The sequence below is a fragment of the Hymenobacter sp. UYAg731 genome (genome assembly GCF_054061335.1).
On the sequence record NZ_JBSSEC010000008.1, the window covers coordinates 85,899 to 107,957 of the forward strand.

Sequence of the window (22,059 nt, forward strand, 5' to 3'; positions counted from 1 at the left end):
GGCCGGGGGGCTGCGCACACGTCTGCGAAGGGCTCCTGACTTGGCCGGGGCCCTTCGCAGACGTGTGCGCAGCCCCCCGGCCGGGTCCGGAGTTCTCGGCAGAGCTCTGCGAAGGGTTCCGGCCAAGTCCGGGACTCAAAAAAGAGCTCTGCGAAGCCGGCCGGTATCGGCCGGAGTGCTGCGCAGAGTTCTGCGAAGAGGTCAGGCCGATACCGGACTAAAAAACAGATAACGTTTTCCCGCTTCCGTGCAAACTACTTCGCCGGATGGGGCGGTGCGGGCAGTTGGGGCAGGTTGCCATCGGCGGCGGTGCCGGTGGTTTGGGGGAAGGGGAAATAGGTATATGCCTTTTCGGGGTGCTCAAAATGCTGCCGGAGCAGGCCGGTGTAGGCGAAATACAGGCCCCGGCACACGGCTTCTTCCTGGGCATCGACGGCGGCAGCCCCCTCCTTTTTGTCGGCCGAATCGGTGCGTCGGCCCTGGAGCGCGTCGTCCAGCTTCTGGTACTCGGCGGCGGCCTCGTTGGCGGTTACTTTGGTAAGGCTGCCGTAAGTGGTGCCAATCTTGTCGGTGTAGTACTTGGCCCGTTCCAGAATATTGCTGTTTTTGGCTTGGTAGAGGGCCTCCATGCCGCCGGGAAAAATGTCGATGCGCTCCTGCTGGGCCGCGTTCGGAAAGGCCGGAAACACCTTGGTCGTGTTCGTGAGCTTGGCCCAGGCCAGGAAGTTTTTCACGGCATCGCGCAGCGTGGCCGCCGTGGCCGACTTGCCCTGCGGCCCGCGCTGCTCGTGGGCCTTGCGCAGGTTTTCTACCAGGGGCGTGAGATAGGCCAGGTCCTCGGCGTGGGCGTGGGCGTCGCGGCCCAGGTTGGCCAGCACGGTTTCGGCGAAGGCCAGAAACTCGTCGTCGCTCAGGGCAGCGCACAGCGGCACGAAGAAATTCTGGAAGTAGGTTTTGTGGGTCATCCGAAATTGGGGAGAAAAGATGATGAAAAAGGAATTTGCAGGGGCCAAGGTAGGGGAAAGGTCCGGTAGTGGAGCGGGGGTTGGTCAGCGCACCAGCGTGAGGGGGCCGCGCTGCCGGCGCAGGGTGCCGCGGCAGTCGGGGTAGTCGAGCTGGTAGAGGTACTCACCGGCCGCCGCGCCGGCCCCGTCCCAGCGCAGGGCGGGGTCGTCGGAGCTGAACACCAGGGCACCCCAGCGCGAGTACACCCGCAGCCGCCCGCCGGGCAGGGGCTGGCGCACGGGCCGGAACGCGTCGTTGAGCCCGTCGGCGTTGGGCGTGAACACGTTTTGGTGGGTGAAATCGGCGGCGGCCCCGGCCACGGTCACGGCCTGGGTGAGCACGCGGCCGTCGGCCAGGGTCAGGCGCACGGGGTAGGTGCCGTCCTGCTGGTAGCGGTGGGCCGCCAGCCGGCCGGTGGCCTGGTTGGCCGCGCCGCTGGCGGGCTCGCCAAAGTCCCAGCGCAGGGCGGCGGGGGCGCCGGCGCTGCTGGCCCAGAACTGCACCGAGTCCTCGGGGCAGGCGGCCTCGTAGTTGAGGGCCGCCGGGGCGTAGAGCATATTGGTGATGACATTGGGCAGGGCCACGCCGGGAAACTGACCGGGCAGGTAAGGGTAGTGCTGGGCAATGAAGCGACAACCCGCGCCGGCCACGTTGGGGTAGCGTACCAGCGCCGCCGTTATCGGCCGCCACTGGCTGGTGGGGGCCGATGGGTTTTGGTATGAGTAGTAGAACTGGCCCACCCACAGGGTGCCGTCGGGGGCCAGCTGCAGGCCCATGCAGTAAACGATGTCGCGGGGGTCGGCCGGCAAGGGCGCGTTGGACACCCAGAACCGGGAGGCCGCGATGGCGTCCGGGCTGGCTTGGCTCACATCGTATTGCCACACGTCGCCGAGGCGGCGGGGAGTGGCGGCGGCATACTCCACGGTGTAGAGCAGGCGCGAATCGGGCGAGAACGAGCAGTTGTACATCAAAGCATCTTCGAGGCTCAGCGGCCGGCCGTCGGCCGTGGCCGTCATGCGGGCCACTGGCACACGCCGCCCCACCACCTCGTGGCTGACGATGCCAGTCGCGTTGTCGAAATCGTAGAGGCAGAGTAGGGCTTCGCCGGTGCTGCCCGTGCGCCGCAGCCCTCCGCAGGCCAGTCGGCGGCCGTTGGGGGCGGCTTTGAGCTCGCCGAGGCCGGGGTACTGGGCCTGCCCGGCCAGCGACACGACCGGCGTGGCGCTCACCCCCATAGGCGAGAGCAGAAAGGCCACGAAGCCGCGCGTGTCCAGGTCGCGGGTGATGACCCAGTAGTCGCGGTTGTTTTGGTGGCGCACAATGGTCAGTTTGGCGCTACGCGTGAGCGGCAGCAGCTGGCCGCGCTCGGCCACGCCCCCCCGGCCGCCGTTCAGGCGTATGTCGACCCGCACCCAACTCAGGGCGAAGGCCAACTGCCCCTGGTTTTCGGCCTTGTTCCAGTAGAAGGCGTAGTCGTCGTGGTCGTTGCCGGGGGCCGGCGCGATGGCCGTGGATTGCAGGTTGGGGTCACTGAGCCACCACTTTTCGTACCCGATGGGGCTGCCGCTCTGGTAAACGCCATTCAGGTAGCCCCCGGCCATTACGGCTCGGGTCGTGTCCACCAGGCTGAAGCCTGTTGAGGCAAAGCGCAGGTTGCCCTCCGCATCCGAAATCGTGGCGTTGCCGTCATTAAATGCAGGCGTATTCACCCCTTGCCAGTAGACCGGCGGGCCGGGGCCTGCCACCCCAAAAGCAATTTTTATTACCCCAAACCCAACCTGCGGACCGTTGGGTACCAAGGATTGGGTCGGGCCATTCCCGAAGCACCACGTTGCAAACTCGCGTTGCGCCCAAGCAGGCGTTGCCAAACCGCACAGCAAGCCCAGGATTGCAAGTACTATTTTCATGGCAGGAAGAAAAAATCTCCGTGGCCGGCAATGCCGGACCACGGAGATGGAAAAATAACGCAGGAAACTATTCCTTCAACAGTCGCTGTGTAGTCAGGCGCTGACCATCGAAGAGCTGGACCTGATATAAGCCGGTCGGCATGGCCTTAAGGTCGAACATCGTGATGCCCGCCTCATCGCTGCGGTGGCGTTGCGTCACCACCCGGCCCTGGGCATCGGTCACCTTCACCCATTCGTAGCGAACGTTGGGCCGGGCCTCGATGCTGACCACGCCCTTGGTGGGGTTGGGGTAGAGGCCGACGGGCTCAGCGGCGTCGGCTCCGCTGCTCCGGCCGCCGACGCGGCCACACTTGCGCACCGCGCCCACGGCAACGGGAAGCAGGTAAACCTGGCTGGCGGCGCCACCACCGGGGCAGGGGCTGATAACGTTCACGTACAGGTCGAAGCTCGTGGGGAATTGGCCGGCCGAATTGGTGCCAATGGAAATGTCGAAGTCCGGGCTTCCACCAACGGCTTGTGACGCGCCTACCTGCGCCCCCGCTGGCTGAATGTTCTGGGCATAAGCGCCGAAGAAATTGAGCGGGTAATATTCCAGCCCTGGAGTAGCGGCGATGGTGATGCGGTTGGCGTTGGTCCAGCACCAGCTACCTGGGCCGGTGTAGCCGCTGGGAGTGGCAAGCGCCACGTTACCAATCTGGAAGGATTGGGTGAGGGCGGGGCCGTAGCCGCCGCATTCATCGGCTTTTGTTTCGACACTAACGGTCACCGTGCCCGCGTTGGGGGTTCCAATTTGTTGAGTAACCGTCGTTCCTTCAATCGGGGTGTTGGGGGCAGTAATCTGAGTATTCCCATTTCCTACTAAATAAGTGCCAGGGGGATTATTAGCCCCCACCAGTTGCCACCGATATTTAGCGATACTGCTTGACGTTGTGGCGGTCACCCGCAATGTCTTCTCGGTTGTTGCCGGGCAGCGGCCCCCATCTAACTGCAAGCTAGTGGGCTGTGCCGGGGCTTGCTGAATGGGCACCACCAGTTCACGGGTTGCGCTGGTAATGCCGCCGCAGTGGGCATTGTCCTGCGCCGCCACACGCAGGGTGATGCTGTTGGTGCCGGCCGGCACGCCGCTCACGTCCAGGTTGGCGTTGGTGCCGTTCACGCCGGAAATCACGGCCCCGTTCAGGCCGGAGCTGTCCCACACGTAGTTGGTAGCGGCAAACACCGAGCTTACCGAGATAGGGTAGGTCGTGTTGCGGCACAGGGGCGTCGGGCCATTCACGGCAATGGCCCCGGGCTGCCGGCCGTAGTAGCGAATTGTAATGGCATCGTCGTCTTGCCCCCCCGACCAGCCGCAGGAGTAGCCCGTGCATTCCAGCCGCACGCTGGTAATCACGTCCCCCGGCTGCACCGCGTTTGCGGGGGCATTAAGGCAGTAGAGATTCGGATAGGGCATGGCGGAAAACTTCGTGTTGCCCCCCCCCGCTTGCGTCGCATCCCCGCTGGTGGGGGTGGGAGCCGAAGACCCGCCACTCGGATACGGCACCCGGTCGTAGAGGTAGAGGCGGACTTTTGAGAAATCTCCATATGTCATGTCCTGCCATTTTTCCTGGTATTCGCCACCGCCTTCGGTGAAGTACTTGATGGTCCAGATAAAGTTTGGCTTGGCATTGCATGGGTCAGTATAGAGCCAGATTTTGCCGTCGCAGTTACTTTCAAACTCGAACTGGTAGGGCTGGCTCTGAATGCCGTGGGTGGCGGGGTCTACTGCGTTGGGGCACACGTCCAATGGGTTGTACCGCACGTTTAGCTGCGTACCGCCCACCTGCCCGTGGAACTGTATTTTGTTGGAAATAAGCACGTTCAGGGCTGGTTCACTGGTTGGCCCAGTGGTGGTGCCAACGAGCGGCAGGTTGCCCGGTCTGGCGGTGTTGGATTGGCCCTGCGCCCGCGTGCCCGGCGCGGCCAGCAGCAGCAAAGCCAGCACGGCCAGGAACTGATGATAGATGGTTGAGTTGTTGTGTTTCATGCAAACAGGTTGAAAGGATGAATAGATGCACAAAAGTGATAAGGTATCAGCCAGCAAAAGAAGGACAAAGCATTCGTGAAACGGACATAACTTTTAAGTAGATAGAATAAGATTTTGCCGTGCTGTTGAATTTTTCCCCGTCTTGGGTCGTGCAGAGCGGCATTTTATTTCGCTTGCAATCTAAAAAAACGGGAGGTTTGCGACATCAAGGCGCGGGCCAACATGGGGCTGGCGGGTTACGTTATTATGAGCACCACATGCAGCGTAACCCGCTGGCCATTGGCACAGTAGGCAAGTCATCCCCTTTTGTTCCCCCTCATTCATGATAGTCAACTCCACCCCCGCCGGCTGGCAAATCATCTACCAGCAAGCCCACGCCCTGCTGGCCGCGCAGCTTGCCTGGCACTGGCCGCCCACGCTGCCGCCCGCCCGCTGGGTGGGCCTGCTGGCCGCCATCGCGCAGCACGACGACGAGCAGGCCGCCTGGCGTGGGCGCGGCGGCCACCACGGCCTTACGTCCGCCGGGGCCCCGGCCAACTTCACCCAACAGGAATTCTCGATGGAGCAGGCCGCCGGCGTGCTGGCCGCCGCCCGCTACCAGGGCCGCTGGCGCAGCCTCCTCACCAACCTGCACCTGAGCTGCCTCTACGAACACCTGCGGGGCCAGAAAAAGGATATTGACGGGTTTCTGGACGACCTGAAAGCCCGCCAGCAGCAGTGGCAAAAGGAGCTGAAGGTTTCAAAAAAGGAAGCCGACCAGGCCTACGCCCTGCTGCACTGGTGCGACCGGCTCTCGCTCATCCTCTGTCGCCACGAAATTCCGGAGATGGGCCGCGCCGTCGAAATCCATCGCGGGCCGGACGGCACCATCCACACCCTGGCCCAGCCCGAGGCCAGCGGCCCGGTCCTCATCAAGCCCTGGCCGTTTCAGACAAAGGAAATCGAGGTGAGCGTGGAGGCCAGCGTGCTCACCCAACTCCAGTACCGGGACGATGCCGAGCTGGCCGCTGCCCTCCGCGCCGCGCCGGTTGAGGCATTGCGCTGGACGCTGGCCGCCGGTTAGCGGAGCTTCGTGACCGGCATTTTGCTGGTCATCGTACCCTCGGGCAGGGTTTGGGCGGTGGCGATGTCGTCGAGGCGGGCGGGCTTGGTGGCTTCGCTGCGGTCGGCGGCCAGCAGGAGCTGGCCGTGGCGGGTGTAGTCGGCCCAGCGGCGGCGGAAGGCGGGCTGGGCATCGGTGGCGTTGGGGTAGTAGTCCCACTCGTCTACGAGGCCGGTGGTGGGGTTCACCAGCACTTCGTAGCGGTTATCGGGCGTGGTGCCCACGTTTTTGAAGGTGAGCCGGAGGGCTTCAGCGGGCTGGCCGGCCATGGTTTTGGCCGGGCCCTGGTACTTCAGCGTCACGCCCGAATCCTTTAGCTTGAAGGGCATGAGCAGCCACCAGGAGTTATTGTTCCAGATGGGCGTGAGCTTGCCCAGCAGCTCCTGGCCGGCGGGCGTGGCCGAAATATCCTGCCCCAGGCGGTAGACGTGGCCCTGCTTGGTGCCCAGGTTGTAATTGGCCACCAGCGAGTCTTTCTCCCAATGGAAATCGCCGGTTTGCTTGTCCCAAATCTGGTACTGGCCGCCAAAGAAACTCCAGGCAAAATAGCGAGTGTGGTTCCAAGCGTCGTAGCCGCCCATTGCGCGCATCACGGTATCGGCCAGGGCCACGGCCTTGGGGTCAGAGCCGGCCTGGTCGAAGCCTTCGGCGGCGGGATACGCGCCAGAGGCATTGGCCGCCGGAGCCTTTTTTTCGGCCGGGTCTTTAGTGGCCGGGCAGCCCAGCAGCAGGCCGCTGAGTGCCGCCGCGCCGGCCAAACGAAGAGCATAAGGAAAAGAACGCATGGCCGGATACGGGGTTGGTGGGGCCGCCACGGGCAGCGGGCTCTCCTGTTACGCATCTGGCGGCCGGAAGTGTCGGCGCGGGCAAAATTTGCCAACGCTGGCCCGGTCCGGCCGTACTAGCAAGCGCGCCCCGGCTTTTCGGGCGCACTCTTTTCCGCTTTCCAGCTCTGCATGGCCACGCATTACAAATTCTCCGACGTTCTCGCCGTCCTCAAGTCCTCGGCGGGCGAGTTCAGCAACAATAATTCCTTCCGGCACGCGGCGGCGCTGTCGTACTACACCATTTTCTCTCTGCCGCCGCTGCTGCTCATCGTCATCACCATCGCCAGCACTGTGTATGGCGGCGAGGCGATTTCGGGCCAGATATACGGGCAGCTAAAGGGGATTGTGGGGCCGGATTCGGCCAAGTTCCTGCAGGACAGCATCGCCAAGTTTACATTGCAGCAGCGCGGGCCGGTGGCCACCACCATCGGCGTGGCCACGCTCATTTTCGCGGCCACCACCTTCTTCGTCACCCTTCAGGAAAGCATCAACGACATCTGGAATCTGAAGGTGAAAACCACCGGCATCGGCATCGGGGCGTTTGTCAAGCAGCGGTTTCTCTCGTTTGGGCTGATTTTGAGCGTGGCCCTGCTGCTACTCATTTCCTTCGTGGTGAGCGCCGTGCTCAGCGCCTTCACCGGCTGGCTGCAGCAACTGCTGCCCGAGGTGGGCATTATTGCCATCAAAGTGGTCGATTTTGCGCTCTCGTTGGGCGTCACCACGCTGCTGTTTGCGCTCATCTACCGGTATCTGCCCGATGCCATTATTCGTTGGCGCGACGTGGGCGTGGGCGCTTTCATCACGGCCTTGTTGTTCGTGATTGGCAAGTTTCTCATTGCGTTCTACATCGCCAAGTCCGACCCCGGCTCGGCCTTTGGGGCGGCGGGCTCGGCCATCGTGCTGCTGCTGTGGGTCAACTATTCGTCGCTCATTATTTTTTTTGGAGCCGAATTCACGCAGGAATTTGCCGATGCCTTCGGCCAGAAAGTGCAGCCCAAAGCCCACGCCGTGCGCGTGCGCTTGGAGGAAGTGGCCCCCGGCGAGTCGGACGAGGAACGGGCCACCGGCCGCCCGCGCAGCACGGGCAAGTGGCAGAAATAAACAGGATTGCAACGGTTTGGCCGCGAGGGGACATCTTTGGGGATTATTTCATCTCCACTTCCTATGACCCCAGCTTTCCGCACGCTTCTCTGCAGCCTCGCGCTGGCGCTGCCCGCCGCCGCCCAGGCCCAAACCCCGGCCCCGCCCCCGGGCGCGCCGCCCGCCGCCACCGCCCCCAACGAATACCTGCTGGGCCGCACCTACCGCGTCGAAACCACCAAAGGCACCACCTTCACCGGCAGCCTGGTGGGCCTGAGCCTGAACGGCCTGGAGTTTGAGAGCACGGAGCTGGGTCACATCAGCCTGCAGCGCGACCAGGTACGCCGCGCCGAGCTGCAAGGCCCGCTGAACGCGGGCCTCAAGCCTGGCTACTACGACATTGGCAACGGCAACCGCCTCTTTTTTGCGCCCACCGGCCGGGGCCTGCGCCGGGGCGAAAACAGCCTGCAAACCGTGAACCTCTTTTTGCTGGGGGCCAACTTTGGCATCACCGACAACTTCTCGATGGGCGGCTACATTACCCTCATTCCCGGCCTGGGCCTCGGCAACCAGTTTCTGGTCCTAACCCCCAAAGTCAGCTTCCCCGTCAGCGAGAAGCTGCACGTCGGGGCCGGGGCTCTGTACCTGCGCATTCCCGATTTCGACGGCCTGCTCAACCGTTCGTACGGGGCGGGCATTCTCTACGGCGCGGCCACCTACGGCTCGGCCGACGACAACGTGACCCTGGGGCTGGGCTACGGCTTTTTTGAAGGCGAGATTGGGTCAACGCCCATTGTCGAAATCGGGGGGCAGAAGCGCATCTCCCGCCGTATTTCCCTCATCAGCGAAAACTACATCATTGCCGATTCGCACGCTGGCCTGGGCGGCCTCTACGGCGTTAAGATTAACTGGCGCCGGACCAGCCTCGGCCTCGGCGCTTTCTACACCTACGGGTTCGGCTACAACGAAACGAACACGTCCACTTACTACCCGCCCTCGGGGCCGCCCGTCACTACCACTCAAACCAGCTACTCCCGCGGCAGTGGCCAATCCTCGTATATCCTGCCGGTATACTACGATTTTACCTTCCGCTTCGGCAAAGCGGGTCGATAGTTTCGAATCAGAGTTGCCACAACAAAAAAGCCCCGGACAGCGCGTCCGAGGCTTTTTTGTTGGTTGTGGGCGCAGCCTACGCGGCCGTTTTCTCCTCCTTCACCGCCAGCTGTCCGCAGGCCGCGTCAATGTCCTTGCCGCGCGAGCGGCGGATGTTGGTTTGCACGCCGCGGTCGGCCAGGTACTTGTGGAAGGCCGTGATTTTGTCGGCCTCGGCGTTCTGGTAGTCGGCGTTTTCGATGGGGTTGTACTCAATCAGGTTGATTTTGCAGGGCAGCCACTTCGCAATTTTGGAGAGGTGTTCGGCATCATCGATGCCGTCGTTGAAGCCGTCGAACACGATGTATTCATACGTGACTTTGCGGCCGGTTTTCTGGTGGTAATACTGCAACGCCTCTTTCAGCGCGGCCAGGGAGTTGGCCTCGTTGATAGGCATTATTTCGTTGCGCTTGGCATCGGTGGGCGCGTGCAGCGAGAGGGCCAGGTTGGCCTTCACGTCGTCGTCGGCCAGCTTTTTTATCATCTTGGCAATACCGGCCGTGCTGATGGTGATGCGGCGCGGGGCCATGTTCAGCCCATCGGGCGCGGTGATGCGGCGCACGCTTTCCACCACGTTGGCGTAGTTGAGCAGCGGCTCGCCCATGCCCATGTACACGATGTTGGTGAGCGGCGTGCCGTACTGGCTTTCGCACTGCTCCCGAATGCGCACCACCTGGTCGTAAATCTCGGCCGCGTCCAGGTTGCGCTTGCGGTCCATGTAGCCCGTGGCGCAGAACTTGCACGTCAGCGAGCAGCCCACTTGGCTGCTGATGCAGGCCGTCATCCGCGTATCGTGCGGGATGAGCACGCCTTCTACGATATTGCCATCGTAGAGCTTGAAGGCTGATTTGATGGTGCCATCGTTGCTGAGCTGCTTGTTCTGCACCGTCACGCCGTTGATGACAAAATGCTGGTCGAGCAGCTCGCGGGTGGCCACCGAGATGTTGTTCATTTCCTCAAACGTGGCGGCAGTATTCTTCCACAGCCACTCCGTTACCTGCTTGGCGCGGAAGGGCTTTTCGCCGTGCTCCACCATAAAGGCCTTGAGCTCATCGGACGAGGTTTTGCGGATATCACGCTTTTTAACGGTGGGGGCGAGGGGCAATTCTAGCAGCATAGGGCAAAGATACAAGCCGACAGGGCGTTGGGTTCCCGGGCGGCAGTAGCGCGAACTTTTAGTTCGCGCATTCGCGCCACGTCCCAACTGCTCTAATGGCGCGGGGACGCGAACTATAAAGTTCGCGCTACGTTCAACTGCGCCGCCAGCTCTGCCGGCAGCAGGCGCAGCTTGTGGGTGTTGTAGTCGAAGCAGAGCATGCCGGTTTTGGCGCGGGCCACTTCCTTGCCGGCCTGGTTGTGGACGTGGTACACCACGTCGAAACCGTACTTGTTGAGGTCGTTGCCGGCCATCTGTACGCGCAGCACGTCACCGTGAAAAGCCTCGCCCTTGTACTCCACGGCCACATCCACCATGATAAGGCCGAGTTTGGTGACGGCATCATAATCATTCGGCACGCCGATGGAGCGCAGGAAATGCACCCGCGCCTCGTGCAGGATTCCCAGCATGGCATCGTTGCCCACATGCCCGCCGTAGTTGAGGTCGGTGATGCGGACCGGAATTTCGGTGACGAAGGAGAAGGTATCGGGCAGGGCTACTTTTACGCGGGGCATGTTTTCAATGAAGAATTACGAATGAAGAACGAGGAATTCGCCGGCGGGCCAAAGGTAGAGGTGCGCCGCACGGCCGACGGCTCGGCCACGCTCTTCGTGCCCGCGTTGAATGAGCATTACCACTCGCAGCACGGGGCACGGCAGGAGTCGGCGCACGTCTTCATCTGGCACGGACTGGCCCCGCTGCTGCCCGCCGCCGCCGAAACGGGCCAGCCCCTGCGCATCCTCGAAATTGGCCTCGGCACCGGCCTCAACGCGCTACTGACGCTGGAAACCGCCCAGGCCGCTGGCGCTTTTATCGAGTACGACGGCCTCGAAACCTTCCCGCTGCCGCCCGCCGTAGTGGCCGCCCTGCAACCCGAGTGGGACGAGCGCGGCACCCCCATCAAAGAGCTGTTTGCCGCGCTGCACGCCGTGCCTTGGGATGTGCCGGTGGCGCTGCTGCCCGGCTTCCGGCTACGCAAGCTGCACCAGTCGTTGCAAGCGGCAGTGCTGCCGGCCGCGCATTATCAGCTCATCTACTTCGATGCCTTCGCCCCCGAAAAACAGCCCGAGCTGTGGACGGAAGCTGTATTTGCCCAGCTCTACGCTGCTGCTGCGCCCGGCGCGGTGCTGGTGAGCTACTGCGCCCAGGGCCAGTTCCGGCGCAACCTGCGCGCCGCCGGCTGGCTGACGGAAAAATTGCCCGGCCCCCCCGGCAAGCGCGAAATGACGCGGGCGGTGAAATAGGGCCGTACCGTGGACTCTGTGAGTCCGCGTATTGAGCGAATAACCCGAACCACGCGCGGACTCGCAGAGTCTACGGTACCATTACCCTTCCAGCCAGCGGCGGAACTCGGGCGTTTGGGCGGCGCTGGTGGTGAGGGTGATGCCGGGCGTGCGCAGCTTCACGGCGAGGCGGTTGTTGAAGTACGGCTCGGCCCGCTCGATGAAGGCCACGTTCACCAGCTCGGAGCGGTTGAGGCGGCCGAAGCGGCTGGGGTCCAGTTGGCGCTCCAGCTCGGCCAGCGTGCCGCTGAGGGGGTAGCGCACGCCGGTGCCGTCGATGGCGAAGGTCACACCTTCATCGGCTTGCAGATAGGCAATGTCGGCGGTTTGGAGCAGGTGGAGGCCGTTACGCATCCGCACCGAAAAGCGCTGCTTATAGGCCGGCTGGTGGTGTTGGCGCAGCGCCTGGGTCAGCTCGCGCATCACGTCGGGCGGCAGGCTGGGCGCGGTGGCCGGGGGCGGCGTGAAGCTGGTGCGCAGCTGCTTGTACTTGGCCAGGGCGGCTTGCAGCTGCTCCAGCGTGAAGGGCTTGAGCAGGTAGGCAATGCCGTTGCCCCGGAACGCGGCCAGCAAAAACTGGTCGTAGGCCGTGGTGAAGATGATGGGACAGGCAACGGGAAACTGCTCATAGAGCGAAAAAACGTTGCCGTCCAGCAGCTCAATATCCGACAGAATGAGGTCGGGCAGGGGATGGGTTTGCAGCCAAGCCAGGGCCTTTTCCACGCTGCGGAGCACGGGCGGCGGGGTGGCGTGCCCGGCCTGAGCCAGCAACTGCGCGAGCTGGCGGGCGGCGGGCTCTTCGTCTTCCAGAATCAGAATATTCATGCGCTAACGAGCGGCTGGGCGGCGGTGGCCCGGCGGGCCTGGCGCAGCAGCGGAATGGTGACCGTAAACGTATCGGCGAGGGCTTCGACCCGGATTTCCTGCTGAAATAGCAGCCGGTACCGCTCGCGCAGGTTGGCCAGCCCCGTGCCGGCCGACTCCACCGGCGTGCGCTTGGGGCGGCGGGCGTGGCGCACGGTGAGGGCCGTGGCCGTGGCTTCGAGGCTGATGAGCAGGGGCGCGTCCTCGTTTCCGGCGTTGTGCTTGATGGCGTTTTCGAGCAGCAGCTGAATGGTGCCGGGCACCAGCAGTAGCTCGGCTACCTCGGCCGCCGGGGGCAGCGCCTGCCGGAATTCGTAGGCCGCCCCGAAGCGGTGGCGTAGCAGGAACACGTATTCGTCGGCAAACTGCAGCTCCTCGGCCAGGGGCACCACGTCCTCGTGCTGGTGCCGGATGAGGAAGCGGTAGAGCGCCGCCAGCCGGGTCACAAACTCGTTGGCCGCCGCCGGGTCTTCCTGAATGAGGCCGCGCAGCACGTTGAGGTTATTGAACAGAAAATGCGGGTCGAGCTGGGCCTTGAGGTTGCGCAAGGCGCTTTCGGCCTGGGCTTTTTGCAGCAGCAGCACATGGCGCTGGGCCTCGAAGTAGCGCTTGCCGGTGAGCAGCACGGCCAGCAGGCCGTAGCTTTTGGCGTGGGCCACGGCCCCCAGCACCACCCGCGCCCCGGCCAGGCTGATGGGATGCCCCAGCAGCCAGCTATACAGGCCGAGGTAAGCGCTGCCGCTCAGCACCAGAAACGGCAGCAGCAACCCCAGCCCCAGCCAGGGCCGCCCCCGCAAAAACAAGGGTAGCAACCCGCCCACCAGCAGGGCCACGGTAGCGGTATCGAACAGCACGGTGGCCCCCACCACCGGCAGCACCTGCCCGGCGCTGCCGCCGGTATCGGCCCGGTATTGCAGCAGCAGCACCGGGGCCACCACCAGCCAGTAGGCCGCCACCAGCTGCAGGTCGGAGCGGGAAGTGCGCTGGCTCGAAAACAAGGAATTCATGCGGGGAGGAAAAGGCGGGCCGACTGGCAATATGCACCCGGATGCGTGGTTAGCGGCGGCTGGCGGTGCTGGCGGCGGGCCGCAGCGGCTGCACCGGCCCCGAGTCACGCACCAGCAGCAGGTACTGCGCGTAGGCCGCCGCCGGCACCTGGGCCTGGAACTGCAACTGCTGGTCGGCGGGCATTCCCGGCGCGTAGCGCAGCCGGATGGGCTGGCGCAGGCTGGCCGCGCCCGGCGCATCGAGCCGGAACAGGGTGCTGCTGCCGGGCGCGGTGCGCTGCTTCAGCTCGGCCAGGCCTTCCAATACCACCAGCGGGCCATCGTGGTTGAATTTTTCGGTGATGCTGTAGGGCTGGCCGGCCGTTTGCCAGGGCGCGGGCAAACTAGCGCTCTGATACAGCATCTGGCAGCCGCTGAACACGCACAGCACTGATACCACTTTGTCGTGCAGCGGCAGGGTGCTCTGGCGAATGCGGGCCGCCAGCAGAGCGAAATTGCCCTGCACGGGGCTTTGCAGCACATGGGCCAGGCCCCACATGCCGTAGAGCTTCTCGCCGGCCAGCTGCTTGATGCGGTACTGAGCTTCGAAGTTGGCAAACAGCACCGCCTCGCGGTTCAGGCCCTGCCCGGCGTAGGTAATGTTGCGCAGCAGCAGAGCCAGGTCGGCGTAATTATCAGTGCCAAGGAGTTGCTGGTACCGTGCCGCGGGCTGCTCCAGCTCCCGCACAGTGCGCGCCGTGAGGCCTGCCAGCGGGGCAGCCGCATTGCCCCGTAGCAAAGTCATCACCGAATCGAGCTGGCCGCGTAGTGGGGCGGATAGCGGCCGCCGGGGCAGCAGCGCCCGCACATAGTCGGCCGTCAGGGGCAGGTCCTGCAAGCCATCGATGCCCACGAAGCGGATGCGTCGGGCGGGCGGCAGCGTTTGGTTCAGGGCCCGGATACGCTGGATTTTGTGGTAGAATTCCTGATTGCCCCACTGAGAATTCTCGGCTACCCAGCTCCGAAACACGCGGCGCAGCAGGCTGTCCTGGCCCGTGCGCAGGTACTCGTTCAGGTACCAGGCTTTGGGAGCGTCTACTTCGGCCAGGTAGGTGCGGACGCCGGCGTGCTGGTTGAGGTGTTTGAGCAGGGCAAAATCCAGCTCCTGCGGCCGTTGTACGCCGTGCGCCTCGCCCAGGAAAAACAGTTGGTTGTCGTAGAACTGCGGGTCGAAGAGCTTGAATTCCGGTGCCTCGCCCGTAATATTTTCCTGCGGCACGCCGGCAAATACTGTTTCGGCCGGTGCCGGGGCGGGCGTTTGGGCAAAGCTGGCGAGGGGCAGCCAGAGCAACAGGGCCAGGGCCAGCCCGCAAAGGAAGAGCAGCAGTTTCATAAGCGTGGGGGTTGGGGATTAAGAATGCCCAAAACAACCCCCGCTGCCCACCCGCCGCCGCCGCCGCTGCCCCCAATCCACTGAAATCAGTCCTGAACTCCGGCAGAAATCCGATGAGTTGCCACCCGGTCAGCGCGAAATGATGCGGCTGGCAGGTGGGGGGTATGGTGCGTGCGGAAGCGGGTGTAATGGCAGGAGAGTAGTAACGCTTTGGGTATTCTCCTACCTTCGCACTTGCCCTTCCGTCTCCACGCCCGCTCACCCCCACAACCTACTCCTTGTCCCGCAAATTTCTCGATACCGAAAGCCCCGGCTGGGTCACCGATGGCCTCATCAGCGAGGCGCAGCGGCAGCTGCTGCTGGCCCGCTACCCGCAGGAGGTGCCCGCCTTGGGCCTGCTCCCCATTCTGGGCAGCGTGCTGGTGGGCCTGAGCGGCCTGAGCGTGGTGGCCGCCAACTGGCAGGGGCTGCCCACCGCCCTGCGGCTGGCGCTGCTGCTGGGCAGCCTCATGGGCAGCTACGGCGCGGGCAGCTACTTCCTGCGGCGCGGCAACCCCGATTTGGGCCACGGCCTCATCGGCCTCGGCTTGCTGCTGTTCGGGGCCAGTATCATTCTCACCAGCCAGCTCTTTCAGCTGGTGGGCTACGATGCCAGCGGCCTGCTGGCCTGGGTGATAGCCGGCGGAGCCCTAAGCTACGTGTACGGCTCGCGGCTGCTGGTGCTGCTCACGGTGCTCATCGGCGCAGCGGTTCAGACGTACTGCGTCGAGTCGCTGGGCATCTTCAGCTACGTCACGGCTTGGCTGGTGGTGGGCGGCATGGGCTACTACTGGTGGCGGCGGCCCGATACCGTGAGCGCCACCGTGCTGGCCGTGGGCCTGCTGTGGCAGGCGGGGCTGTTCATCATTGTGCAGCATTCCAAAATCACCTGGTTTTTCGTGCCCGCCATGCTCGTGTACGCGGCCGGCGACTGGCAGCCCAACCGCGCCGGTGGGCGGGCCTTGCAGGTGCCTTCGCTGGTGGCGGCGTACCTGTTCATGTTCGGGCTGGCCATTTTTGGCGAAGCCGATGCCTACGCTAACATCCTGCGACCGCCGCTACTGCCCTACCTGGGGGCGCTGGCGGCGGTGCTGGCCATCTCCGTGGCCGGGAAGCGGGCGCGGGGCCGCCTCGGCACCCTGCCCGAGTGGTTGTTGCTGCTGCCGGGTTTCTACCTCTCGGGCGGGCTGTCATTGGCCGTGGCTACGCTGGTGGTGCTGTACGCCCACGCCGGCTCGGTGCTGGCCCGCGCCAACCGCGACCATGACCCCGAGCAGCTCACTATCGGCGCGGTGCTGTTTGTGGCTGCCACCGCCGTGGCCTACTTCAAGCTCACTTGGGGCTTCATGGATAAGTCGCTGTTCTTCCTGATTGGCGGCATTCTGCTGCTGGCCCTGAGCTGGTACCTGCGCCGTCGCAATGCCCAGGTGCTGGCTGCCGCGGCCCCCCTCGTGGCGCAGCAGGCCGGCACCCCGCCCGTGTCTGAAGATGCTCCCGCAGCCCCCGAGTCAACTCAACATTCATAACTCAACATTCAACCCTTCTGAATGACGGACCTGCTCTCCTGGTTTTCGGCCCCGGCGCGCCGCCGCCCGCTGCTACGGGCGCTGGTGGCCGCGCAGGTGCTTTACGTGCTGGGCGTGGCCGGCGCGGGCTACGCCACCACGGCCCTGGGCCAGCGCGTGGTGCTGGCCACCACGCCCATCGACCCCAAAGAGATGCTATCGGGCGATTTCGTGCGCCTGCGCTACGCCATCGGCGATAATCCGCTAGCCCGCTGGCACGGCGAAACCGCGCCTACCCGCCGCCAAGCCGTGTTCGTGCTGCTGGCCCCCGGCCCTGATAGCCTCAGCACCGCCGTGGGCGTTTACCCGCAAGCGCCCAAGCCCGGCGCGGGCCAGGCCGTACTGCGCGGCTGGGTCACGGACGTGTACCGGGGCTCGTTCGCCCTGCGCTTCAACCTAGAGCGCTACTACGTGCCCGAAGGCAGCGGCCTGCGCCTCGAAAAAGCCGGCCGCCTGCATCCGTTGCGGGTGCGCGTCAGCATTGCGCCCTGGGGCCAGGCCCGCATTACGGGCGTGGACGCGCAGAAGTAGGCTGAACGGATAGACAAAAAGACCGTCGTGCTGAGCACGACGGTCTTTTTTGCTTTGCGTGAGCTTTGCTCCGCTATTGGATGCGGTAGGTAACGGGCACGGTAAACGCCACGCTCACCTCGCGGCCGTTCTGTTTGCCGGGGATGAAGCGGGGTAGCGTTTTGATGGCCCGCATGGTTTCCTCATCCAGCCCGGAGCCCAGGCCTTTCACGATTTTCACATCAGTTACTTCGCCCTTGGGGTCCACGGTGAAGCTTACGAAAACCTTCCCTTCCACCCCATTGCGCAGGGCCAGGCTGGGGTAGCGCACCGCTTTCTGAATAGCGGCCACGATGGCCGCCGTGCCGCCGCCGCCGGGCAGCTGGGGCATTTGCTCCACGTAAGTGTAGGGCTTGCCGGTGGCTGCGTCGGGAAGCAGGCCGTCCCCATCGCCGGGTTTGGCTTCGATGAGCGGTTCGTCAATTTTGGCGTTTGGGTCGCCTTCCTGAGTTTTGGTACTGGATGTTTTTTCAAGCAACTCGTCCTGATTAGGCACTTCGGTCACGTTCGGCGCATCTTTTTCCTTCACTACTACCGGCACCACGTTTTTTATCGTGGACGGCTGCGGAGGCATGCTGGGCGGCTTTACGGCAGTGGCAGGCGGCGGAGCAATTATTGGTTGGTCCACCTTCAGGTTTACATCAATTGGGGTGAGGATTACCGGCCCGGCAGGTGCCACCACCACATCCTCCTTCAGTAGTTGCGCCACCAGCGGAAAAATCATCAGCAAGGCCAGCATGGCCGTGGCGATAACCAATGCCCGCGTCATGTGGCGCTGGTAGAGGGCGCGAAGCTCGTAGGCCCCGTAGTGGCGGTTGCGACCATCGAACACGATGTCGTCGAGGCTGGCCGTGGCCAGCTGGGCATTGGTCATCATAAGTTGGCGGGTATTAGGTGAAAGACACTCGACCAACGCAACCCGTTATTGCCTTATTGTGAGAATATTATGAATAATAATTTATTCTCAACCCGTATACTAAGGAGCTTGATAATACGTTTTTTCTGAATGCTCAAAACCGCCACACCCCGCCCGGCGTGAGGCAGGCCGTGAGCGGCACATCGGTGGGCAGCACATCGGCAATGGCGGCCACTGGAACCTCATCCAACACATTCAGCCCGATAAACTGTGTGCCCGGCCGGCACTGCGCCAAAAACCGGTCATAAAAGCCGCCGCCGTAGCCCACGCGGCGGCCGACGCGGTCTACGGCCAGCAACGGCACCAGCACGGCATCGAAAGCAGCGGCGGGCACTTCCGTTTCGGAAGTAGCGGCGGGCTCCGGGATGCCCCATCGGTTGGTGTGCAACGGCGTGGCCGGCATTAGTTCGTAATGCCGCAACGAAATACCATCGGCCTGCACCACGGGCGCGGCCAGGCGCACGGCCAGTTCCTCGGCCCAAATGCGATGGATAATCGGCCAGGTATCCGGCTCATTGCGCTTGGCCAGCGGCAGAAACAAGTGCAGCCAGCGCCACTGCGCCACCGGGAAATGCTGGAATAGCTGGTCGCACAACGGCTGGCTGCGCTGCGCAATTTCGGCGGCCAGCAGGGCCTGGCGGCGGGCGAGGGCGACGCGGCGCAGTTCGGCTTTCGTGAAATCTTCCATCAAACGAATGGTTTCAGCGGAATAGGGCTACCCATCAGTCGTTCACCGTCACGTAGAAGCTGAGGCGGGGCTGTATGCCAGCCATCAGCGCTACGCTCGAACTCTTTGTCCAGGTTGCCTGACTGGTGGAGCGTCTGTACACTCCGTTGTTAAGGTAGCCGAAGGATGAAGAAAATGCATATGGCTCCTCTGGGCTCCCTATGCCACTTCGGTCCAGAAGCTCAACTGCTAACAAAAAGTCCTCGTCCAGCACCAGATTCTCGGCCCGCAAATCAATGGTCATTGGTCCCGTTAACAAGGGCCGGGTTACGATGAGGTCGTGAGTAAGGAGCTTGGTTTCCGTGGGGAGGCCATTGGCATCCAAGCGATATAGATTGACACGGAAAGTAGCGTGGGCCGGCGTATTGTATTTGATAACAAAATTTGCATCGACTAAAAGAGAAGGCCTGCGACGGAGCCTGATAACCGTGCCCACCTGCCACCCTAGGTTGGCTGCGCTGAAGCGACAGTCGGACAATCCGCTTTGCGTGGTATTGCCCAGCGTGTGCGTATGGCGAAATTCCGCTCGGCTCTTCACCTGCACCTCCGCCAGCGGCACGGCCTCTGGCGTGAGGGCAACATTGGGCTGGACGGCCAGTTCGGCCAGCGTAAGGGTGCGCGGCGCGTATCCCAGACTGGAAATGCGCACCGTCTCGGCTGCCAAAGACTTCTGAAAAGCCAGCGTGTAGTGGCCCTGTTCGTCGGCCACGGTGCCCAAGTCCTTGCCTATCACGCCAATGTTCACGTAAGGCAGTGCCGCGTGAGTACGGCTATCGGCGATGCGGCCCGTAATGGGTTGGGCTACTGCCGAAGCAATAAGTAGCAGGAGAAGCAGTGGGGTCAGGAAAAGATATTTCACGCGGAAAGGCAGGTAGAATCGTCGGCAAAGATGCCGCCTGCCTGACAGATGTGTAGAGATGCCCGGAAGTTGCCCGGAGCCTTACTCTTCCTCCAGCACCGTGAACTCCAGCGCCAGCGGCTCAAACGCCTCAATGAGTTGCTCGATGAAGCCGGGGTTATTAATCAAAATGCTGAGCACGTTTTCGCTGCGCTCCTGCAAGCCGCCGCCGGGAAAGAGCTTGTCCTTGAGCGCGGCCAACTGCGTGTAAGCGGTTTCGTGCTTCATTTCGGCGGCTTTGCTCAGGCGCTTTTCGAGGCCGGCGAGGCTGCCGGCGGCTTTCTGAGCTTCGGCAGCCACGGTTTTTACCAGCGTGGGGTCGAGGCGCTGGGCCAGGTCCTGCACCTGTTGGAAGGCGGCGGCCAGCGCCTGCTGTTGGGCTGAAAGGCTGATTTCTTCCTGCCCGAGGGCGGCTCCGACTTGCTTCTTGAGCTCCGGTAGCGGCCGGAAAATTTCGGGCGTAGTCAGCCCCAGCTTCTTGAGCTTGCCCGCGTTGGCCCGGCTGATGTACTCGGCCGAATTGCGCGGCAGCACAATGGGGAACGGCACCATAAACGCCGCAAACACGTCCTTCAGCTGGAACCAGTAGGCCACCTCGGCCCCGCCGCCGATGTAAACCAGGTTCGGCAGTAGAATTTCCTGGTACACCGGCCGCAGCACCACGTTGGGGCTGAACTGCTCGGGGTGCGCCTTCGCCAGCGCCAGCAGCTCGGCTTGGCTGTGGCATTTGGCGGTGTTGCGGATGGTCACCTCCACGCAGTCGGCTCCGCTGGCGTCGGGCTCCAGGCGCTCGCGCTTGCCTTCGTCGGTGATGAAAAACAGGTTCACGGGCCGCGAATACACCTGCGGCTTGTAACCGGCGGCGGTCAGGCGGGCGTTGGTGGCTTGCACGGCGGCGTTGGAAGCGTGCGTCCCGATTTCTTTTTCCAAAAGTGGCACCAAGGCGTGTTTCAGGGCCGGGCGGTCGGCGTCCAGCGTCACCAAGCCGAACTCGCCAAAGAGGGAATCGGCCAGCTTGCGGGTGGCTTCGGCCAGGTTTTTCGATTCGGAATAGGCCTTGTGAAAAGCCGCCGGGACCTCGGGCGGCAGTTGACTCAGTAGCTGCTCCTCGAAGCCATCCAAAGCAAGCCGTCCCACCGGGCCACCGGTGCCGGCCGCGTCCCAGGCGTAGGTTTTGCCGAAGAGCGAGAAGTGATTGATTTCGGCAAAGTCGTGGTCTTCCGTGGCCATCCAGTACACAGGCACGAAGTCGTACTGCGGGTATTTCGCCTTCAATTCCCGGCTCAGCTTGATGGCCGACACGATTTTATAGATGAAATACAGCGGCCCCGTGAGCAGGTTGAGCTGGTGCCCGGTCGTCACGGTGAAGGTGGTGGGCTCGGCCAGCAGGAGCAGGCTGGCTTCAATGGCCGGCTCCGGCTCAGGGGCCAGGCCATATTGGTCGCGCAGGGCGCTTACCAGGCGCTTGCGGGCTGCGAGCGAGTAAGCAGCCTTCTTTTCCTCAATTTGGGCGGCGAAGTTTTCGAGCGCCGGAAAGCGGTTGTAAAACGGGGCCAGGGCCGGGTTTTGGGCAATGTAATCGGTTAGCAGGCCCGAGAAAGCGCCGGTTTCGGCGTAGGGCAGCGTGGTACAACGAGTAGGCATGGGGGAAATACGAGCGAAGGCCGGATTCGATATGAACCCTGGCCAATGGCAAAAGTCCGCACAAAACCCGGCCCCGGCCGAAAAGTTAAATCAGAGCCTTACTCAGCCGCCCAAAACCGCATCTCCAGCGAAAGGCGCGTTTCGTCCTCGTTCAGATTCACGGCCCCGCCGTGCAGCAGGTAAGGGGAGAAAAGCAGTACCTCATCCGGCCCCGGATTGGGGCGCAGCAGGTGCAGCGGCTGGGCCGACGCCACCACGCCGGGCACGCTGTATTGCGCGCCGTTGTACACGGCCCCGGCGTGGGTGCGCGTCAGCTGGTCCTCGGGCCACCAGTGCGAGCCGGGCAGCAGAGCCAGCGACGAATCGGCGGTGCTGCCCGCCAGCGGAAAGTAGATGTTGATGCCGTTGCGCAACCGGTCCAGCCACACGTCGCGGTGCAGCGGGTTGTTGTCGGAGCGCCGGGGCCGCACGATGCGTAGGTGAAACTGCGCCCGGCCGATGGCCGGGTTGTGCGCCGTCACCGCCTGCCTGCACAGCGCCGAAACCCGCGCTTCGAGCGTGGCCACCGGCAGGGGCAGGGCTGCCAGCGGGTAGCTGCCGGTTTGCTGCACCACGGCCAAGTGGCGGGCCTCGTCGTTGCCAATCAGCAGGTGATAATCCGTCACGGGCCAGTCGGCCGCGACATCAAAACCTGCGCCGCGCACGGCCGTGCGGACCAACTCAATCAGGCCTTCTCGCAGGGTAGCGTTCTCGGTCGGCGTGAGCCAGGGGGCCACCGTGTAGCCCGCTGCCGCCCAGGGCTGCCCGGCCGTGAGGTCGGTATCAGCCGCCAGCAGGATTTCGGCCGCGCCGGGGCCGGCAGGGCCTTCCACGCGGTATTCGATATCCTGCTGGTTGAGGCGGGCTTTCATCTGAATAACGA

The 22,059-nt window shown here is 63.5% G+C and carries 20 protein-coding genes; 6 read left to right on the forward strand and 14 right to left on the reverse strand.

Annotated features, from left to right (window positions below):
* Positions 1 to 254: 254 nt before the first annotated feature.
* The 3 genes from ACVWYF_RS21015 to ACVWYF_RS21025 all read right to left on the reverse strand — a co-directional run bounded on the left by ACVWYF_RS21015 (position 255) and on the right by ACVWYF_RS21025 (position 4,935).
* Positions 255 to 965, reverse strand: coding sequence for a hypothetical protein (locus tag ACVWYF_RS21015; RefSeq protein ID WP_457071814.1), 711 nt, complete (start codon positions 963 to 965; stop codon positions 255 to 257).
* A gap of 84 nt (positions 966 to 1,049) precedes the next feature.
* Positions 1,050 to 2,912 carry a T9SS type B sorting domain-containing protein gene (locus ACVWYF_RS21020; RefSeq protein ID WP_457071816.1) on the reverse strand — a complete coding sequence of 621 codons (1,863 nt, stop codon included), beginning with the start codon at positions 2,910 to 2,912 and terminating at the stop codon, positions 1,050 to 1,052.
* Positions 2,913 to 2,979: 67 nt separating this feature from the next.
* Positions 2,980 to 4,935, reverse strand: a complete 1,956-nt coding sequence (locus ACVWYF_RS21025) for a T9SS type A sorting domain-containing protein (protein WP_457071818.1) — start codon at positions 4,933 to 4,935, stop codon at positions 2,980 to 2,982.
* A gap of 322 nt (positions 4,936 to 5,257) precedes the next feature.
* Here ACVWYF_RS21025 and ACVWYF_RS21030 point away from each other — a divergent pair, with 322 nt between their 5' ends.
* Positions 5,258 to 5,998 carry a DUF3891 family protein gene (locus ACVWYF_RS21030; RefSeq protein ID WP_457071820.1) on the forward strand — a complete coding sequence of 247 codons (741 nt, stop codon included), beginning with the start codon at positions 5,258 to 5,260 and terminating at the stop codon, positions 5,996 to 5,998.
* Here ACVWYF_RS21030 and ACVWYF_RS21035 read toward each other — a convergent pair.
* Complete coding sequence (locus tag ACVWYF_RS21035) at positions 5,995 to 6,822, reverse strand: hypothetical protein (protein WP_457071822.1); 828 nt, start codon at positions 6,820 to 6,822, stop codon at positions 5,995 to 5,997. The two genes, ACVWYF_RS21030 and ACVWYF_RS21035, sit on opposite strands and share 4 nt — an antisense overlap.
* A gap of 171 nt (positions 6,823 to 6,993) precedes the next feature.
* Here ACVWYF_RS21035 and ACVWYF_RS21040 point away from each other — a divergent pair, with 171 nt between their 5' ends.
* Positions 6,994 to 7,965 carry a YihY/virulence factor BrkB family protein gene (locus tag ACVWYF_RS21040; RefSeq protein ID WP_457071827.1) on the forward strand — a complete coding sequence of 324 codons (972 nt, stop codon included), beginning with the start codon at positions 6,994 to 6,996 and terminating at the stop codon, positions 7,963 to 7,965.
* A 63-nt stretch (positions 7,966 to 8,028) separates the two neighbouring features.
* Positions 8,029 to 9,057 carry a hypothetical protein gene (locus ACVWYF_RS21045; protein ID WP_457071829.1) on the forward strand — a complete coding sequence of 343 codons (1,029 nt, stop codon included), beginning with the start codon at positions 8,029 to 8,031 and terminating at the stop codon, positions 9,055 to 9,057.
* Between the two features lie 76 nt (positions 9,058 to 9,133).
* Here ACVWYF_RS21045 and rlmN read toward each other — a convergent pair whose 3' ends face one another.
* Positions 9,134 to 10,213 carry a 23S rRNA (adenine(2503)-C(2))-methyltransferase RlmN gene (gene rlmN / locus ACVWYF_RS21050; protein WP_457071832.1) on the reverse strand — a complete coding sequence of 360 codons (1,080 nt, stop codon included), beginning with the start codon at positions 10,211 to 10,213 and terminating at the stop codon, positions 9,134 to 9,136.
* A gap of 113 nt (positions 10,214 to 10,326) precedes the next feature.
* Positions 10,327 to 10,767 (reverse strand): thioesterase family protein, encoded by a 441-nt coding sequence (locus ACVWYF_RS21055; RefSeq protein ID WP_457071834.1) that lies wholly within the window; start codon positions 10,765 to 10,767, stop codon positions 10,327 to 10,329.
* A gap of 21 nt (positions 10,768 to 10,788) precedes the next feature.
* Between ACVWYF_RS21055 and mnmD the strand changes: the two genes are divergently transcribed.
* Positions 10,789 to 11,496 (forward strand): tRNA (5-methylaminomethyl-2-thiouridine)(34)-methyltransferase MnmD, encoded by a 708-nt coding sequence (gene mnmD, locus ACVWYF_RS21060; protein ID WP_457071836.1) that lies wholly within the window; start codon positions 10,789 to 10,791, stop codon positions 11,494 to 11,496.
* Positions 11,497 to 11,577: 81 nt separating this feature from the next.
* Here the strand turns inward: mnmD and ACVWYF_RS21065 are convergent, their stop codons facing one another.
* From ACVWYF_RS21065 to ACVWYF_RS21075, 3 genes are read right to left on the reverse strand one after another with little or no spacing between them, the layout of a single operon-like run.
* Positions 11,578 to 12,360: a LytR/AlgR family response regulator transcription factor gene (locus tag ACVWYF_RS21065; RefSeq protein WP_457071838.1), complete on the reverse strand. Its 783-nt coding sequence runs from the start codon at positions 12,358 to 12,360 to the stop codon at positions 11,578 to 11,580.
* Positions 12,357 to 13,406 (reverse strand): sensor histidine kinase, encoded by a 1,050-nt coding sequence (locus tag ACVWYF_RS21070; protein ID WP_457071841.1) that lies wholly within the window; start codon positions 13,404 to 13,406, stop codon positions 12,357 to 12,359. The genes ACVWYF_RS21065 and ACVWYF_RS21070 overlap by 4 nt, the downstream gene beginning before the upstream one ends.
* Positions 13,407 to 13,455: 49 nt before the next feature.
* Positions 13,456 to 14,778, reverse strand: a complete 1,323-nt coding sequence (locus ACVWYF_RS21075) for an erythromycin esterase family protein (RefSeq protein WP_457071843.1) — start codon at positions 14,776 to 14,778, stop codon at positions 13,456 to 13,458.
* A 278-nt stretch (positions 14,779 to 15,056) separates the two neighbouring features.
* On the opposite strand from ACVWYF_RS21075, the gene ACVWYF_RS21080 reads away from it, so the two are divergent.
* Together ACVWYF_RS21080 and ACVWYF_RS21085 are read left to right on the forward strand one after the other, a co-directional pair.
* Complete coding sequence (locus ACVWYF_RS21080; RefSeq protein ID WP_457071845.1) at positions 15,057 to 16,343, forward strand: DUF2157 domain-containing protein; 1,287 nt, start codon at positions 15,057 to 15,059, stop codon at positions 16,341 to 16,343.
* Positions 16,344 to 16,364: 21 nt separating this feature from the next.
* Positions 16,365 to 16,913 carry a GDYXXLXY domain-containing protein gene (locus ACVWYF_RS21085; protein ID WP_457071847.1) on the forward strand — a complete coding sequence of 183 codons (549 nt, stop codon included), beginning with the start codon at positions 16,365 to 16,367 and terminating at the stop codon, positions 16,911 to 16,913.
* A gap of 73 nt (positions 16,914 to 16,986) precedes the next feature.
* On the opposite strand, the gene ACVWYF_RS21090 is transcribed toward ACVWYF_RS21085, so the two are convergent.
* The 5 genes from ACVWYF_RS21090 to ACVWYF_RS21110 all read right to left on the reverse strand — a co-directional run bounded on the left by ACVWYF_RS21090 (position 16,987) and on the right by ACVWYF_RS21110 (position 22,048).
* Positions 16,987 to 17,829, reverse strand: a complete 843-nt coding sequence (locus ACVWYF_RS21090) for a TonB family protein (RefSeq protein ID WP_457071849.1) — start codon at positions 17,827 to 17,829, stop codon at positions 16,987 to 16,989.
* A 133-nt stretch (positions 17,830 to 17,962) separates the two neighbouring features.
* Positions 17,963 to 18,556, reverse strand: coding sequence for a 5-formyltetrahydrofolate cyclo-ligase (locus tag ACVWYF_RS21095; RefSeq protein ID WP_457071852.1), 594 nt, complete (start codon positions 18,554 to 18,556; stop codon positions 17,963 to 17,965).
* A 34-nt stretch (positions 18,557 to 18,590) separates the two neighbouring features.
* Positions 18,591 to 19,454: a carboxypeptidase-like regulatory domain-containing protein gene (locus ACVWYF_RS21100; RefSeq protein ID WP_457071854.1), complete on the reverse strand. Its 864-nt coding sequence runs from the start codon at positions 19,452 to 19,454 to the stop codon at positions 18,591 to 18,593.
* Positions 19,455 to 19,535: 81 nt separating this feature from the next.
* Positions 19,536 to 21,137, reverse strand: coding sequence for a bacillithiol biosynthesis cysteine-adding enzyme BshC (gene bshC, locus ACVWYF_RS21105; RefSeq protein WP_457071857.1), 1,602 nt, complete (start codon positions 21,135 to 21,137; stop codon positions 19,536 to 19,538).
* A 98-nt stretch (positions 21,138 to 21,235) separates the two neighbouring features.
* Positions 21,236 to 22,048: a hypothetical protein gene (locus tag ACVWYF_RS21110; protein WP_457071859.1), complete on the reverse strand. Its 813-nt coding sequence runs from the start codon at positions 22,046 to 22,048 to the stop codon at positions 21,236 to 21,238.
* Between the last annotated feature and the right edge of the window lie 11 nt (positions 22,049 to 22,059).